The sequence below is a fragment of the Mariniflexile fucanivorans genome, from assembly GCF_004341235.1.
GTDB classification, from domain to species: domain Bacteria; phylum Bacteroidota; class Bacteroidia; order Flavobacteriales; family Flavobacteriaceae; genus Mariniflexile; species Mariniflexile fucanivorans.
Map to the genome: position 1 here is coordinate 68,829 of NZ_SLUP01000002.1, position 16,046 is coordinate 84,874.

The following is a 16,046-nucleotide window of genomic DNA, read 5'->3' on the forward strand; positions in this document are numbered from 1 at the left end:
AAAATCTTTCACTTTTTTAACCAAATTAAATATCCAACAGCAGCATATAAAATAATGAGGGTTATGTGGCATTATCAAAACTCGTTTCTACTTCTATCCTATTTTAAACGGCTACGTATTTATAGAATTTATTTTAATAGAATACTAATTGTTGTTGTGGTTAACCATCCAATCAATTCCATATTTGTCTGTACACCGACCAAAATACCCCCATTCTCTTTCTCGATAATTATGATGTATTTGACCCTTACTCGACAATTTTTCAAAAATTTCTTTTCCTTCAGCTACACTAGAAGCCTCAATACTCATTTGAATTTGATTGCCATTATTAAGAGGTGTATCTGGCGATACATCGTATGCCATGAAGTGAACATTTTTCCCTTTCAGTTCCGCATGTTGTAGTTTATCTCTATAAGAAGATGGAATATCAATTTTTTTATCTTCGTAAGTTTGACGATTAATAATGTCTGCATTAAATAAATCGGCATAAAAACTTAATGCTTCTTGACAATTTCCTCTAAATGATAAATATGCTTGAATTTTCATAATTTTTTAAATTTATATTATACGTGTAACTAAGTAAAATCTATTTATACCTATGTACTATGGTTTTATAATTTATAAATTGAAAAAAATATACTTTAGTTTGATTTGACTTTTCAAAAATGATAGGTACTAAAGCTATATAAAAAGGGATAATAATATTATCCCTTAATTTTCAATTTATTTAAGCACGTTATCTCATATTGTACCCATTATAAATTTCTGTTCCATAAGTTTTGCTCAAAACAATGTCATGTCTGTCTTTAGGCTCTACAGAAATAATAATATGACCTTTATCCATAGCGTCTTTATATTCCGTTGCAACAGAATTTGATAAACCTGCATTAGTTAAAGCACCTATAATTGCGCCTCCTGTTCCACCTGCACCTGCACCAATTAGAGCCCCAGCAATGGGTCCTGCAATCGCAATACCAAGTCCAGGAATAATAATTGATGTACCAATAGCTACCACTGCGCCTACTACCGCACCAACAGATCCACCAATGGCAACCCCGGCACCTGCTCCTTTCAATGCGTCTTCGCCAGTATTTGAAACATGTTCATTAGTGGCATAAAAAATTTCCTTGGTTTTTTCTGACATGATAACTGTGATGTCATCATTTTTATAACCTGATTTTATTAAAAAATCATAATAATCGTTTGCGCTTTCAGCAGTAGAAAACACTCTATCTATACGCGTTTCTTTAAATCTATAATTTTCCATTTTTATTTTATTTTATGTATTAAAGCAGCAATATCTCTATTAATTACCTGATTAATTATCTCAAATCATCAAAAAATTAACTTATTTAAATTATTCATTAATTAAACAAAATATAAAAACCAGTATTAAAAGTCCTTTTTTTAATGCCACTTAAAATGGTAATGATAGAATATTTTAAAGGATAAAACTTCGTATGTTTTCTAATATTAGTATAGGTTTTAACTTTGAAAGTGCTCCATAAGTTTAGCTTTTAAACTTGTAAGCCATTACCGTAAAAAAAATTAAAATTTTCTATAATTTATTCTTAAAAATACAATCAAAATGATCCAATTCAAATGAATTTAAATTGTTAGAAATAAACATAAACTGAATACTATTTAAGAATTTATTTTGATTAAAAATATTTTCATGAGCCATACCGCATAAATTTCTAGCGTAATGCAATACAGTCATTAATTAATGCAATTGTGTTAATTATTTTATTTAAAATCTAAGAATTTAGAGCATTTAATTTTTTCGACTTTTAAAACAAATCTTTAATTTTTTATTCATGGAAAAAAATATAAACTCTACTAATCAGAAAACAAAAAGTTTAAAGCAATTTGAGAAAAATGCTGAGAATAAGGTTATGACAACAAACCAAGGTTTGAAGGTAAATGACACTAATAATTCTCTTAAAAATGGTGATCGTGGTTCTACTCTTTTAGAAGATTTTTTGCTACGCGAGAAAATTACTCATTTTGATCATGAGCGTATTCCAGAACGTATTGTTCATGCAAGAGGTAGCGGGGCACATGGGCATTTCGAACTATATGATAGCATTGAAAAATATAGTAAAGCTGGAATATTTACTGATACAACCCGTAAAACTCCAGTATTTGCAAGATTTTCAACTGTTGCTGGCTCCAAAGGTTCTCCAGATTTAGCAAGGGATGTACGTGGGTTTGCTGTTAAATTTTATACTGAAGAAGGTACTTGGGATTTGGTAGGAAACAATATGCCCATATTTTTTATTCAAGATGCTATGAAATTTCCAGATTTAATCCATTCTGTAAAACCAGAACCAAATAAGGAAATTCCGCAAGCGGCATCTGCCCATGACACTTTTTACGATTTTATATCTCGCACCACCGAAACGCTCCATAATCAAATATGGGTGATGAGCGACCGAGCTATTCCGCGTAGTTACCGTATGATGGAAGGTTTTGGAATTCACACCTTTCGATTAATAAACAAAAAAGGGGAATCGCATTTTGTAAAATTTCATTGGAAACCCAAATTAGGCGTACACTCGGTAACCTGGGATGAAGCCGTGAAAATAAATGGAGCAGATTCTGATTTTCATAGACGTGATTTATGGGATGCCATTGAAGCAGGGCATTATCCTGAATGGGAATTAGGTATTCAAATTGTGGCACAAGAAGATGAACATAAATTTGAATTTGATTTATTAGATCCTACTAAATTAATTCCTGAAGAACTTGTTTCCGTTGAAATTATAGGTAAAATGACTTTAAACCGGAATCCTGAAAATTTTTTCGCAGAAACTGAACAGGTTGCCTTTCTTCCTGGACATATAGTTCCAGGTATTGACTTTACAAACGACCCATTATTGCAAGGACGCTTGTTTTCTTATAGAGACACACAATTATCACGATTAGGTAGTCCTAATTTCCACCAAATACCTATCAATAGGCCAGTTGGCGAGGTGCACAACAATCAGCGTGATGGACACATGCAAATGGATATACCTAAAGGTCAAACAGCCTATTTCCCCAACAGTTTAGGAGGTGGTTGTCCGCATTTAGCAAAAATGGCCGAAGGGGCATTTCATTCTTATGAAGAACGTATCGATGCCAAGAAAATAAGAACTCGAAGCGAAAGCTTTAACGATCATTTTTCTCAACCAGCATTATTCTACAGAAGTCTTGCAAATTGGGAACAAAAACATGTGGCAGAAGCCTATACTTTTGAACTTGGTAAATGCAGCCAAAAGCATATCAAGGAAAGAATGTTATGGCTTATTTCACAAATTGATATGGATTTAGCAAATAAAGTAGCAAAAGGTTTAGGCTTAAAAATTCCAGAAAATATTGAAGAACCCATTAATCAGGCTATTGGTGCAGATGCAGATATTGAGAAACATCAACCACCAAAGAAAAAAAATTATTTAAACAGCGATCCTGCTTTAAGTCAAGCCAATACTAAATTTAACAGTATAGAAACCAGAAAAATAGCTGTTTTAGCAGCAGACGGATTTTCTATGAGCGATTATAATTCTATGGCAAAACCATTGGAAAAAGAAGGTGCTATGTTAAAATTAATTTCGCCTCACGGAGGCACCATTACTTGTGATGAAAATATGGAGCATGAAGTGGATGCTGCCATCATGACCACAGAAAGTGTACTATTTGATGCGGTATATATTCCTGGTGGAAAGAAAAGTATTGATAGCCTAAAAAAAGAACCCAAATTTAAAAAATTTATTAATGAAATTTTCAAACATTGTAAAGCCATTGCAGCTAACAATGAAGCGGAAAGCTTAATTGACACAACATTTGTAGTAGATTATAAAGATGATAATTCAGTATTAATAAATAAAAACCCAAAAGATTTTATTGATGCCATTTCAAAACATCGAAATTGGGATAGAATGGATATAGCGGCTAAGATACCAGCTTAATATTATTGCAATAAAACAATAATACCCAAATTTGAATTTTTTGAATAAAGTTACTTATCATAGGGCGCTAAACAAACCTCGTCTTGAAAAGTAGAGGCAACATTTTAAATACCTTGGGTAAATAACATAACTCTTATATTAAATATTATGAAAAATATTTTAATTATAGTTACCTCTCATTGCAATTTATTCAATACCGATAACAAAACAGGATTATGGATTGGTGAATTTACGGAACCATACTATGAATTTATAGATGCAGGTTTTAAAATTACTATTGCAAGTCCAAAAGGTGGAGATCCTCCTATTGACAATTTGAGCCAACTCACGGAAAATATTACCGCTTCTAACAGACGCTATCAAGATGACTTGCAAGCACAACAAGCTTTAATGAATTCATTGCGATTGGATGCTATTACAGGTTTTGATTACGATGCGATTTTCTTACCCGGTGGACATGGTCCCATGTTCGATTTGGCATCAAACGAAACCTGTGCATCTTTAATTTTAGAATTCATTAAAAGTAAAAAACCAATTGCAGCCGTTTGTCATGGTCCTGCCGCCTTACTAAAAGCAGCTCATCTAGACAAAAAAATACTATCGGGTAAACGCATAACAGCCTTCTCTAACATGGAAGAGAAGTTAGCTATGAGATCTGATAATATTCCTTACTATTTAGAAGATAAATTAAAGGAATTAGGTGCCGATTACTGTTCCTCACCCATACCTTTTATACCGCATGTAGAACGTGATGGTTTATTAATTACAGGGCAAAATCCCCTATCTGCTGGACCAACTGCCAAAGCATTGATTAAGGTTCTTCAAAAAAATTGACATATTTAATAAATCAATATTTAAGTATCTATTCATTTTCTTATGACGTTTATTATTTAATGGATTAATATTTAAATCATATGAGCAAACAATGCATGATACTATAAACTATATTTATTTTTCATTTTTAAATATTCAAGTTATGAAAAATTCAATTAAGTTATTAGGTTTATTACTGCTAGTGTTTTTAATGTCTTGCAAGAACGAATCCTCGAAAAGCACTACTATAGACACTCCCAACGCTACTAATGAGGAATTGACCAACACAACGAATTATAAAGAAAATAATGGAAACTTTAATGACGAAACTTATGACATCAATAAGCAAACGGATAGTTTAAATGAAAATTGGAATTTGAACGACCCAAATAGACAAAAATTATTATTTTCAACCTTTGATATGTCACAAAATCAAATCCAAAAATATAAAACGGCATTGAAAAAATGGTGGAATGAGGATGTAGAAAATCAATATGATAAATTATCTGCAAACGAGAGAATTGAAAAAGAGAGAGATATATTGAAGGAGATTTTGGATGATTCTCAATTTGAAAACTATAAAGATTGGGCCAATAAGAATGACGATAGATAGGCTTGTTGAATTTATTTTTCGGTAATATCAAATAGTTTAAATTAATAAAAAATCAAAAACTCTACAGCAAGATTACAATGGAAGAAATTGTTGGCATATTAGCCGGAGTATTCACAACTATCGCAGTTTTGCCACAAATTATTAAAGCAATTAAAACAAAAAAGGTTAAGGATGTGAGTCCTTTAATGTTTGTTATTTTATGTATTGGGGTAGGTTTATGGACTGTTTATGGTGTAATTAAATGGGATTTACCAATAATTTTAACCAATGGAATTTCATTTATTTTAAATGCAATAATGCTTAGCATCGTTTTAACACAAAACAAAGACGATTAAATAAAATTTAAAACTTTCTGTTAAAATTTATTTCCAATGTTACAATGCTAGTTTAGTATGCTATCATTCTAAATGTTAAATTAATTCGTGGGGTTTTTACTTTTTTTGTTGGAGGTAGCCTATGTAGCCAATGTGTTTGCGTAGCCCCTTTCATAAGCAATAAACTTCCGTTTTCCAATATTAAGGAAAAGTTTTGTTTTTCTATTTTGTGTTTAAAAACGAATTTACGATCAGCACCAAAACTTACTGATGCTATGGCGCTATGTTCTTTTAAGTCCTTTTCATTATCACTGTGAAACCCCATACCCTCCTCTCCACTATGATAAAGATTTAATAAACAGGAATTAAATATTTCTCCAGTTTTATTCTCTATTATTTCTTTTAGTTCTAAAAGTTCTTTAGTCCATGACAAGGCAACTTTTGTATTATTAGAATAGGTATATTCAAAAGGTTTGTCACCGTACCATGCTACCTTGCGTTTAGTAACGAGGCATTTTCCAAAAATGAGTGTTTGGTCATTCTTCCATTCAATATTATTAAGTAATTTATCAAAATAAAATTGGGAATCTTTAAAATTAAATATTCTACCATAATAATATACTTCTCCATCATATGGTAAAATGTTGTTATCAAAATTATCGTTAAATAAGTCCATTTTAAAATTATTTTAAGAAATTAAAACACACACAGTATAAAAAATACGTCACAATTATAGAGAGTTCTTCATTGATAAATATATATATACTTTGGAGGAAATTGTTAAGGATTCATTAAATTATTAAAATATAAATTACACTATTGTAAAGTGATTTCAATAACTTTTTCCGGAGTAATTCCATACACCAAATCCTTATTTGTGGGCTTTAAATAAAAATTGCCCGTGAACTCTCCAAAAGCAGGTAAAATCATTTGATTAGGTTTTCTGAAAAAACAGGGAATATTTAAAAATTGTTTGCCCTTTGCTTTTAATTTTATCCCAGGATGTATGTGTCCACAAAAATTATATAATGTTGAAACTTCCAATGGATGATGTGTTAATATAAATGAATCAATAACAAGTTTTGGTACCACTTTTATATCAATTTCTTCAAAATGATTATCTGTTAGAATATCATGATTACCTTTTACTAAAATAATTTCTTGTGGTACTGTTTTGGCCCAATTCATAAATAAATCCCATTCATTATTTATGGTACTGTGAAATAAATCGCCCAAAAATATAATAGTTTGAGGTTTGAAATCATTTATTAATGTATCCATACGTTTAAAATTTTCTAAAATAGCCTCCATGGGAATTGCAATTCCATGTTTCCTAAAATGGCTGACCTTTCCAAAATGAACATCTGAAACCAATAAAATAGATTTCTCCTGCCAAAAAATGGCACCAAAATGATGTAATATAAATGTTTGATTTTGAATTTTAATAGTCATAAAATCTATTCTCTTAAATAACTCGCAGTCATTTTTGCAATACGATCTGCCAAGGTTTCACTGGATAGTTTTTCACGCAACCTATCCGTAATAATTGGAAAACTAAACGGCGTGGGTTTCCCGCAATTTTTCAAAATAATGTCTTGTGTTGCAATACGTTCCAAGGCTTGTATTAACCTACCTTCTTCCATTTGATGCTCAAAAGTTTCAATATAGGCTTGTTTTAATAATAAATTTTCGGGTTCGTAATCTCTAAATACTTCAAATAATAATTGGGAACCGCTCTGCAAATGTTTTGTTTTAATAGGTTTCCCCGGCATGCCTGTAAAAACCAATCCAGAAATAACAGCAATATCCCTAAATTTTCTTCTAGCCATTTCGGTTGCATTCAGGCTTTTTTGCAAATCGTCGTGAATATAAGACGTCGAAAACAAATCGTTATCCAATACCGCTTGAATATCAATTTCTTGGTCTGAGAGCAATTCAAAACCATAATCATTGTATGCCAAAGAAAAAGTGATGGGAGACAATAAACTTATTCTATAAGATAAAACACTCGCTAATGCTTCATGTACAAAGCGTCCTTCAAAAGGATAAAAAACCGCATGAAACCCTTCTCGTGTTTTAAACGTTTCTATTAAAAACTGATTGGAATTTGGTACGATACTTTCTTTTTTCTGCCGAATAAAAATGGGCTGCAATGCTTTTGCTTCGATTGAATTGATATTTTTTTCCAATAGATACAATTCCTCTCTTAACAATTGACTCATTTGAGCAGAAAAAGTCATCCGCCCTCCCATCCAACTCACCGTTTTTGCTGCTTTTTTAATATTTGCTTTTCTAACAAGCACTTTCATATCTTTTATAGCAAAAAACTCCAATTTTTTTCCTGCGAAAATAAACGTATCACCACGTTCCAGTTTTGAAATAAACCATTCTTCTATGGAACCAATATAACTGCCTTTTAAAAACTTAACATGTAATACAGCATCGCCCACAATAGTTCCAATTTGCATACGATGCTGCATGGCAATTTTTCTACTATTGATTTTAAATAGCCCATTTTCTTCTATTTCAACTTTTTTGTATTCGTCATAATGTTGTAAGCTTTGGCTTCCTTGTGTAATGAAATTTAAAATCCATTGCCATTTTTCAGGGGTTAAATTTTGGTAGCAAAATGTTGTTTTTACTTCTTTAAAAATGTCTGCTGGAAAAAATCCATCAGATACGGCCAAGGTATTTAAATATTGAATTAATACATCGTAGCTGTCCAAATAAGGAACTCTGTCTTCCACAATAGTGTTAGCCGCCGCTTTTTTTAAGGCTGAAGCTTCAATTAATTCCATGGCATGTGTGGCCAAAAAATAAATGACACTTTCTTTACCAGGTTGGTGGCCGCTTCTTCCTGCACGTTGCAAAAAACGTGCGACACCTTTTGGACCTCCTACTTGAACAATAGTTTCTACAGGTGCAAAATCCACTCCCAAATCTAAACTAGAAGTACAGACCACCACTTTTAAATCTTCATTTCTAATGGCATTTTCGACCCAAGTGCGTGTTTCTCGTGCAATACTTCCATGGTGCATGGCCATATCTCCTGCAAATTCTGGATATTTATCTAATAAGGTTTGAAACCATAATTCACATTGCGATCTCGTGTTGGTGAAAATTAAAGTAGTTCTACTGTTTCTTATGATTTGCGCCACTTCATCAATAAGATGCAAGCCCATATGCCCGCGCCACGGATAGGTTTCTATTTTTTCTGGAATGATAGATTTTACCGTTATTTTTTTGTTGATTGATGCCTTAATTAATACAGAGTTTTTCAATGTATTTTGATAAGTTCCCAACAAAACTTCCTGAGCCAATTCAAGATTTCCGATAGTGGCAGAAATGCCCCAAATTAGTACTTTTGGGTTTATTGTTTTCAATCTTGACAGCGCCAACTCCATTTGAACACCTCGTTTTGTACCTAACAATTCGTGCCATTCATCTACCACAATGGCGTTGCAATTAGCGAAAATTTTGGAATAATCCTTTGTTGCCAGTAATAACTGCAAACTTTCGGGAGTTGTAATTAACAGGTCGGGCATTTTTTTCTTTTGTCTTGCCCTTTCACTAGCGGAAGTATCTCCCGATCTAATACCAACGGTTAACTGTGTACCAAGATCGGATGCTAATTTTTCGGCAGCTTGTTTTATTTCAACAGAAAGCGCCCTTAATGGGGTTATCCATATAGCTTTTAAACCCGATTTATGTTTTGTTTTATACTCAGGATTTTCTTTAATATAACTTAGAATTATAGGAAACCAAAGCGCATAGGTTTTTCCACTGCCCGTTGGTGCATTAAGCAATCCATTTTTCCCTTGCAAAAAAGCCTTCCAAGTATGTTTTTGAAAAGGAAAAGGTTTCCAGTTTTGTTCAGAAAACCAATTTTCGGCTATTTTAAATAATTCTTTATTGTTCATTAATTTATGTTATACAATCATGTCTTTAAGATCATCTATGGTGTTTGCCTCTTCTATTTTTTTATCTTGTCTCCAACGCATAATTCTGGGGAAGCGCGTGGCGATACCACTTTTATGCCTTTTGGATAATGAAATGCCTTCAAAACCAATTTCAAAAACCAGTTGTGGTTTTACACTTCTTACGGGGCCGAATTTATCAATGGTGTTTTTCTTTATAAAATTATCTACTTTTCTAAATTCAGCATCGGTTAAACCAGAATATGCTTTTGCAAAAGTTACCAATTCGCGTTCGCCATTTTCGTTATTCTGCCACAATGCGAATGTATAATCGGTAAATAAATTGGTGCGTCGTCCACTTCCTCTCATGGCATAAGTAAGCACTGCATCAATAACAAGTGGTTCTAATTTCCATTTCCACCAACTGCCTTTTTTTCTTCCTACTTGATAGGTTGAATCTTTTCTTTTCAGCATTAAGCCTTCACTTCGCATCTCTCTTGCCAACATACGTTCATTTTCAACTTCTTGCCATGAGTTGCATGTTTTTCTTTCGGATAAATGAAAGGGGATATTATGATGTTGAATGTTTTTGTATAATGCTTCCAGTAAAAGTCTGCGATGTTCGTAAGGTTGGTTTCGAATATCCTCTCCTTGCCATTCCAATAAATCATACGCTTTTAAAATAACTGGATTGTTTTTCAATAAATTGGCCGAAACTGTTTTACGTCCAATTCTGGCTTGCAAATCGTTAAAAGTTCCAATGTTGTTATTTGCAAAAACCAAAATTTCTGCGTCTATCACCGTTCCAGATGGAATGACGTGTATAAAGGATTGAAATTCAGGATATTTATCGGTTACCAATTCCTCGCCTCTGGACCAAACAAATAGCTGATTATCGCGAATAATAGTTTGCGAACGGATGCCATCCCATTTATGTTCAACAGCCCAATCCTCCACATTACCAAGGTTTGATACCTCACCATCAATAGGATACGCCAAATAAAAAGGATAGGGTTTTGATAAATAATCGCTGCTTTTTTCATCTAAAACCAATTCCTGAAAACTTATTTTATTGGGGTCCCAATTCCCCATAAGTTTATATGCCAAAATATCTTCATCTAGATTTTCTGCTTTAGCTAAAGCACGAGTCATTAATTTTTGACTCACGCCAATCCTGAAACTACCTGTAATTAATTTTGTAAAAACGAAGCGTTCATAATAATTTAAAGTGAGCCAGTTTTTTTGCAAGTAACTTCGTTTTTCATCATCAGTCTTTTTCTTAAGTTGAATGATTTCTTGAAGGAATTCCGATAAACTTTTATCTGAATGCTGATTGGACGCTGGAATGATTAATGCAATGGTTTCTGCCAAATCGCCCACTATATGATAACTTTCTTCAAATAACCACATGGGAATATTGGCTAGCTCGTTCGCCCAAATTCTTAATAAAGTTGTATTAACAGGTCGTGGAGGTCTTCTATGGGAAAGGATGGCAATAGTCCAAACTTTATCTTCAGGTGAAGCGGTACAAAAATAGGCCGTCAACGCTTCCACTTTCACTGAAGTCTTGTTTGAGCTATCTAATTGTTTTATTAAAGTGGCAAAATTTTTCATTCATAATTATTTTGATGATTGCAACTAGATAATTTCAGAATCGGCTACTTTTTCATTTTCAGTTAATTCACCTTCATATTGTGTCTTTTCAGTTCTAGCATCATAACCTAATTCTCTTAAATATCTTGAAAACACTTCGGTGTATCCATGCGTGCAAATAATTTTTTCGGCACCGGTTGCTTTAATACTTTCCAACAATGCAAACCAATCGCAATGGTCGCTTAAAACAAAACCTTTATCGATGGCACGTCGTCTTCTGGCACCTCTAAAGGCCATCCAACCACTTGCAGTCCCGGTAACAAAAGGTGTCATTTTCCGTATCCAAGTACTACCATGGGCGCTTGGTGGTGCTAAAACAATATTCCCTAATAAATCTTCTTTTTTCGTTTCCCTTGTTATTAATGTAGTTGGTGGAAGTTCAACCATTGGCCTAATTATATTGGTCATATTTTCAATGGCACCGTGCGTATAAATAGTGCCTATATTGGCATCTAAATGTTTTAATAGGCGTTGTGCTTTTCCTAAGGAATACCCAAAAAGAATGGACGTTTTTTTATCTGCTTTGTTTTCTGCCCACCAGTTATTTATATTACACATAACTTCTGCTTGAGGTGTCCATTTAAAGGCGGGCAACCCAAAGGTACATTCCGTAATAAAGGTGTTGCATTTTACCACTTCATAAGGCACGGAAACACCATCATCTTCCGTTTTATAATCGCCTGTAAATACCCAAACCTCACCTTTGTATTCTACCCTAATTTGCGAACTACCAATAATATGACCGGCTGGATGCAATGAAAACTTTACATTATTTATTGTAAAACTTTCATTCCATTCTTTACCCGTTACATTAATATCACCCAAGCGGTGTTTGATTATTGGTACGTTGGAGATATGGGTCATGTAGTTTTGATGTCCCCACCTGGAATGATCGGCATGCCCATGCGTTATAATTGCATTCTTTACTGGTTTCCAAGGATCTAGGTATACATTGGCTTGTTCACAGTAAATGCCATTATCATTAAAAGCCAAAAGAGGTATCATATAATTACAATTTATAATTTAACCCTAAATTTAGTTAAACTTAATAGAGATAATTTACATGATTATTTGAATTTGTATTTATATTACCATTTAAACACCATTTCGAAAATTGAAGTTATATAAAAGATTCGAATAATATTGTAACATAATCTTTCCCAAAAATGTAAAATTTGTAAGTATCATTTTGATTAATTGAACAATGCTTAAAATAGATGCAAAATTTATTTTAAAGGTATAAATTAAGATTAAATTGAACCTAATTAATTACAACAATGATCTTACAATTAAACCCTAGTATTATGGTTAACACCCCATTAGGAGTAGGTCAAGCCCTATTTATAATAGATTATGGCATGCACCAAAATACGTGTTGGGTGGTTGCACTGCAGCACAATGGTGTTATTAAGCATTTTGATTGTAATGATGTGATTTTAAGTACTAATTATACTTATGGGATGAATTTACGAAAAAACAATTTTGATGAAAATAGAAAGGAAGATGATAAATAGATTAACCTGTTGGGTGTAAATTATGAAAATCAGTTTTATTTGAAATTCATAAACCAATTAGAACCTAGATGTCAGTCTGAGCTTGTCAAAGACCTAATATCAAAAACATTTGGACAAACTCCATGTGACAATTAGTAGAAATTGGACTTTTTAAAATAATTACACAACGGTAAGATTTTTATTTAATATCTCTTTTTTCGGTTAAATATTTCCAATACCTTTTTGGTAGATGCTGCACATGAAGTTTCATGTTTTTCCTTTCTGTTATGTTGGTATGATCGAAATATTCTTTCCATAAATTTTGATATTTCAATTCCTCATCTGAAAGTAAATCTTGGTTCGTTTTAATATTATTTAACTCAATATCTAGAGTAATAATGTCTACTTTTTGCAAATTATAATATAAACCATAATTTCTTTTAATATCGTAAATTATCCATTCCTGATCTTGATATCTATTTTTAAAATGATTTAAAATGAGCATTAATACATCAAAATCTGGAGCGATTTTGGAAAAATATATTCCATTTAATAATTCTTCAAACCTTACAAACGCTTCCATTCTATGTTTTTCCCTAGCAACACTCCTTGAAAGCTTATGCACTTGCATCACATTTGGGTTTGAAAAATTATTAATGACATTCTTGTCCGGAAATTCAAGTATATACTTAATAACCTCAAATAGATATTTTTCTAAATTTATGTCTTCAGATAAAAAACTATATAATAAAATCTTAACACCTATTTTACCTATAGATTTTTCAATTTTCAATAAAACTCTATTGGCTTTTTTCTCATCTGTAAAAACATCAATAGTTTCATCTAAAAGTGATAACGTATGGTTTTTATCTTTAACAATTTTCGGTTGAATATACTTATATTCATAAATCTCGAAGATGGCTGTTAGAAATCCTTCAAATGTGTTATCGTAAACTAAAAGCGTCATTATCAAATAAGGAAAGTTGTGGGTTGAAAGGATTATCGAATTTACTTTTTGTTTGATTTATAAGTAACTCCCTAAAGTTCAATCGGTTTAAAAATCTTAAATTTTTATTTATGGAACGCGTGTCAATAAAATATTTTGCTCTATTGATACTTACCCCTATTTTAGATAAATGCTCTAAGCTTAAATTTTGAAACTTTCGAGCTTGTAAAATTTTGTAAGCCGATTTGGTTCCAACTCCCGGAATTCTTAAAATCATTTCTAAAGATGCCGATTGAATATCAACAGGAAATTCATGAATGTTTCGTAGTGCCCAAGCCATTTTAGGATCTACTTCTAAATCTAAAAAAGGATTGTTTTTATCTAAAATTTCATCGGCTTTAAAACCATAAAATCGCATTAACCAATCCGCCTGATATAATCTATTCTCCCTAACCATGGGTACTTGTGTTCCAATTGATGGCAATCGGGAATCACTCAAAACTGGAACATACCCCGAATAATAAACCCGTTTTAGATTAAAATTTCTATAAAAATGATCAGCCACCTTAATTATTTGAAAATCGTTTTCATTGGTTGCTCCAATAATCATTTGTGTGGTTTGTCCCGCCGGTGCAAATTTGGGAACATGTTTGATAATTTTTCGTTCGCTTTTATACTCAATCAATTTATTTTTAACGAAACCCATAGGTTTCATCATTTGCTGATGGTCTTTCTCGGGCGCTAATAATTTTAATCCCGATTGTGTGGGAATTTCTAAATTAACGCTCAACCTATCTGCATATAATCCAGCTTCTTGCATCAATTCATCAGAAGCACCTGGAATAGTTTTTAAATGAATATAGCCATTGAAGTTTTCTTCTAAACGTAACAATTTTGCAACTCTTACCAAACGCTCCATGGTAAAATCGGCATTTTTGAATATACCAGAACTTAAAAATAAGCCTTCAATATAATTACGACGGTAAAAATTCATGGTTAAATCTACCACTTCTCTTACGGTAAAGGCAACACGTTTTATATCATTACTTTTACGTGTAACACAATAAGCACAATCATAAATACAATGGTTGGTTAGAAGTATTTTTAATAAGGAAACGCACCTGCCATCTTGGGTATAAGTATGGCAAATTCCTGAAGGGGCGGCATTACCAAGGCCTTTATTATTGTTTTTTCTATTGCTGCCGCTTGAAGAACAAGACACATCATATTTAGCAGCATCTGCCAAAATCTCAAGTTTTTCTTTTATACGTTCATAATTCATGCAATTTGTCCTTTTTACAAAGATAGTTTTTAAGTAATTTTGACTTGTATTAAAACGCAGCTTAATATGTTAAATTATATAAAAAACTAAGTAGTATATTATTAATAATGTTAAAAGCGCACCAAATGGTGCGCTTTTTATAAAAAACTATTTAAAGACTATTTATTTTAAATCTTCCAATCTTTTAATGGTATTTAAATCGGCTTCAATGGTGTTTTTTTGTTTAACCAATAGGGAATGCGTACTCGATGGCAAATCGGTTTCACTCAGCACATCTTCATATTCATCTAATGCTGCTTTTTCGCCTGTAATGGCTTCTTCCAACATAGATTCATCATTATCGATGGAGAAAAACGCTTTAACATTCATCCAGGTTCTGTGTGCAGTTCCTGTTGCACTTCCTCCTTTATCTACATGACCGCCAAAAGATTTTATCTCACTTTTTAATTCGTGCCCAAAATCATAGCGCTCTTTAGATTTTCTTTCAAAATATCTTTTTAAAGCTGCATGTTCTGTGTTTTCTGAAGCTGTATTAAAGCCTTTTTCGGCATCATAAGTTTTCTCTAATAAGTCGTTTAATTTATCACTTATATTTTCTGTGTAATTATTCATAATTATATGTATTTATATTATCAATGGTTTTTTTAGGGATGCCCAATGTATTACATCCTTCACTCCAATAAAAATTAGGTGTATATATTTTTAATGTCTTTTACGACTGTGAATTTTTTCAAAAACAAATTTTGCTGATGAATAAATTAAACACCCCAACAAAATTCCTGTTATTAAATTAAATATCATGATTTCAAAATTTGGTAATAACTTTAAATGTTTCATGAAAAATGACCATCAATAAAAGATATATATAAATTTTACCTATATATTACTTTATATTTTCAAGTATATAAAACGCTCAAATTATTATAAATTAATATTTACAAATTTGAAGAAAGTGTAGAAAGTAGGCCTTATACAATTTTACGATTGTATTATATAATTTTAATGTTTTGATAAAATTTAAGCATTGAAGTGAAATGTCTCTTAAATTTTAGGAGTAATTATTAT

At 32.0% G+C, this 16,046-nt stretch carries 15 protein-coding genes; 5 read left to right on the forward strand and 10 right to left on the reverse strand.

Going from position 1 to position 16,046, the window contains the following annotated elements; all coding sequences use genetic code 11:
• Positions 1-144: 144 nt before the first annotated feature.
• Entirely contained in the window at positions 145-546 is a 402-nt protein-coding gene (locus tag EV196_RS03785) for a VOC family protein (RefSeq protein ID WP_132215085.1), read from the reverse strand.
• A 190-nt stretch (positions 547-736) separates the two neighbouring features.
• The gene (locus tag EV196_RS03790) at positions 737-1,267 is read right to left on the reverse strand and encodes a hypothetical protein (protein WP_132215087.1); all 531 of its coding nucleotides are present in this window, start codon (positions 1,265-1,267) and stop codon (positions 737-739) included.
• A gap of 550 nt (positions 1,268-1,817) precedes the next feature.
• Between EV196_RS03790 and EV196_RS03795 the strand changes: the two genes are divergently transcribed.
• The 4 genes from EV196_RS03795 (at position 1,818) to EV196_RS03810 (ending at position 5,711) form a co-directional block, all read left to right on the forward strand.
• A complete protein-coding gene (locus EV196_RS03795; protein WP_132215089.1) occupies positions 1,818-3,950 on the forward strand; it encodes a catalase in 2,133 nt (710 codons plus the stop codon).
• 147 nt (positions 3,951-4,097) lie between these two features.
• On the forward strand, positions 4,098-4,784 hold the full coding sequence (locus EV196_RS03800) for a type 1 glutamine amidotransferase domain-containing protein (RefSeq protein ID WP_132215091.1): 687 nt from the start codon (positions 4,098-4,100) through the stop codon (positions 4,782-4,784).
• Between the two features lie 142 nt (positions 4,785-4,926).
• Positions 4,927-5,376: a hypothetical protein gene (locus EV196_RS03805; RefSeq protein ID WP_132215093.1), complete on the forward strand. Its 450-nt coding sequence runs from the start codon at positions 4,927-4,929 to the stop codon at positions 5,374-5,376.
• Between the two features lie 77 nt (positions 5,377-5,453).
• Positions 5,454-5,711: a SemiSWEET family sugar transporter gene (locus tag EV196_RS03810; protein WP_243652171.1), complete on the forward strand. Its 258-nt coding sequence runs from the start codon at positions 5,454-5,456 to the stop codon at positions 5,709-5,711.
• Positions 5,712-5,763: 52 nt separating this feature from the next.
• Here EV196_RS03810 and EV196_RS03815 read toward each other — a convergent pair whose 3' ends face one another.
• The 5 genes from EV196_RS03815 to EV196_RS03835 all read right to left on the reverse strand — a co-directional run bounded on the left by EV196_RS03815 (position 5,764) and on the right by EV196_RS03835 (position 12,265).
• Positions 5,764-6,366: an alpha-ketoglutarate-dependent dioxygenase AlkB family protein gene (locus EV196_RS03815; RefSeq protein ID WP_132215097.1), complete on the reverse strand. Its 603-nt coding sequence runs from the start codon at positions 6,364-6,366 to the stop codon at positions 5,764-5,766.
• Positions 6,367-6,506: 140 nt separating this feature from the next.
• The gene (pdeM, locus tag EV196_RS03820; protein ID WP_132215099.1) at positions 6,507-7,142 is read right to left on the reverse strand and encodes a ligase-associated DNA damage response endonuclease PdeM; all 636 of its coding nucleotides are present in this window, start codon (positions 7,140-7,142) and stop codon (positions 6,507-6,509) included.
• Positions 7,143-7,147: 5 nt separating this feature from the next.
• Positions 7,148-9,610 carry a ligase-associated DNA damage response DEXH box helicase gene (locus EV196_RS03825; RefSeq protein WP_132215101.1) on the reverse strand — a complete coding sequence of 821 codons (2,463 nt, stop codon included), beginning with the start codon at positions 9,608-9,610 and terminating at the stop codon, positions 7,148-7,150.
• A gap of 9 nt (positions 9,611-9,619) precedes the next feature.
• Positions 9,620-11,221: an ATP-dependent DNA ligase gene (locus EV196_RS03830; protein WP_132215103.1), complete on the reverse strand. Its 1,602-nt coding sequence runs from the start codon at positions 11,219-11,221 to the stop codon at positions 9,620-9,622.
• Positions 11,222-11,245: 24 nt separating this feature from the next.
• A complete protein-coding gene (locus EV196_RS03835) occupies positions 11,246-12,265 on the reverse strand; it encodes a ligase-associated DNA damage response exonuclease (RefSeq protein WP_132215105.1) in 1,020 nt (339 codons plus the stop codon).
• 299 nt (positions 12,266-12,564) lie between these two features.
• Between EV196_RS03835 and EV196_RS03840 the strand changes: the two genes are divergently transcribed.
• Positions 12,565-12,774: a hypothetical protein gene (locus EV196_RS03840; RefSeq protein ID WP_243652172.1), complete on the forward strand. Its 210-nt coding sequence runs from the start codon at positions 12,565-12,567 to the stop codon at positions 12,772-12,774.
• Positions 12,775-12,952: 178 nt separating this feature from the next.
• Here the strand turns inward: EV196_RS03840 and EV196_RS03845 are convergent, their stop codons facing one another.
• The 3 genes from EV196_RS03845 to EV196_RS03855 all read right to left on the reverse strand — a co-directional run bounded on the left by EV196_RS03845 (position 12,953) and on the right by EV196_RS03855 (position 15,593).
• On the reverse strand, positions 12,953-13,720 hold the full coding sequence (locus EV196_RS03845) for a TIGR03915 family putative DNA repair protein (protein WP_132215110.1): 768 nt from the start codon (positions 13,718-13,720) through the stop codon (positions 12,953-12,955).
• On the reverse strand, positions 13,698-14,981 hold the full coding sequence (locus EV196_RS03850) for a putative DNA modification/repair radical SAM protein (RefSeq protein WP_132215112.1): 1,284 nt from the start codon (positions 14,979-14,981) through the stop codon (positions 13,698-13,700). The genes EV196_RS03845 and EV196_RS03850 overlap by 23 nt, the downstream gene beginning before the upstream one ends.
• A gap of 162 nt (positions 14,982-15,143) precedes the next feature.
• Positions 15,144-15,593: a ferritin-like domain-containing protein gene (locus tag EV196_RS03855; RefSeq protein WP_132215114.1), complete on the reverse strand. Its 450-nt coding sequence runs from the start codon at positions 15,591-15,593 to the stop codon at positions 15,144-15,146.
• Between the last annotated feature and the right edge of the window lie 453 nt (positions 15,594-16,046).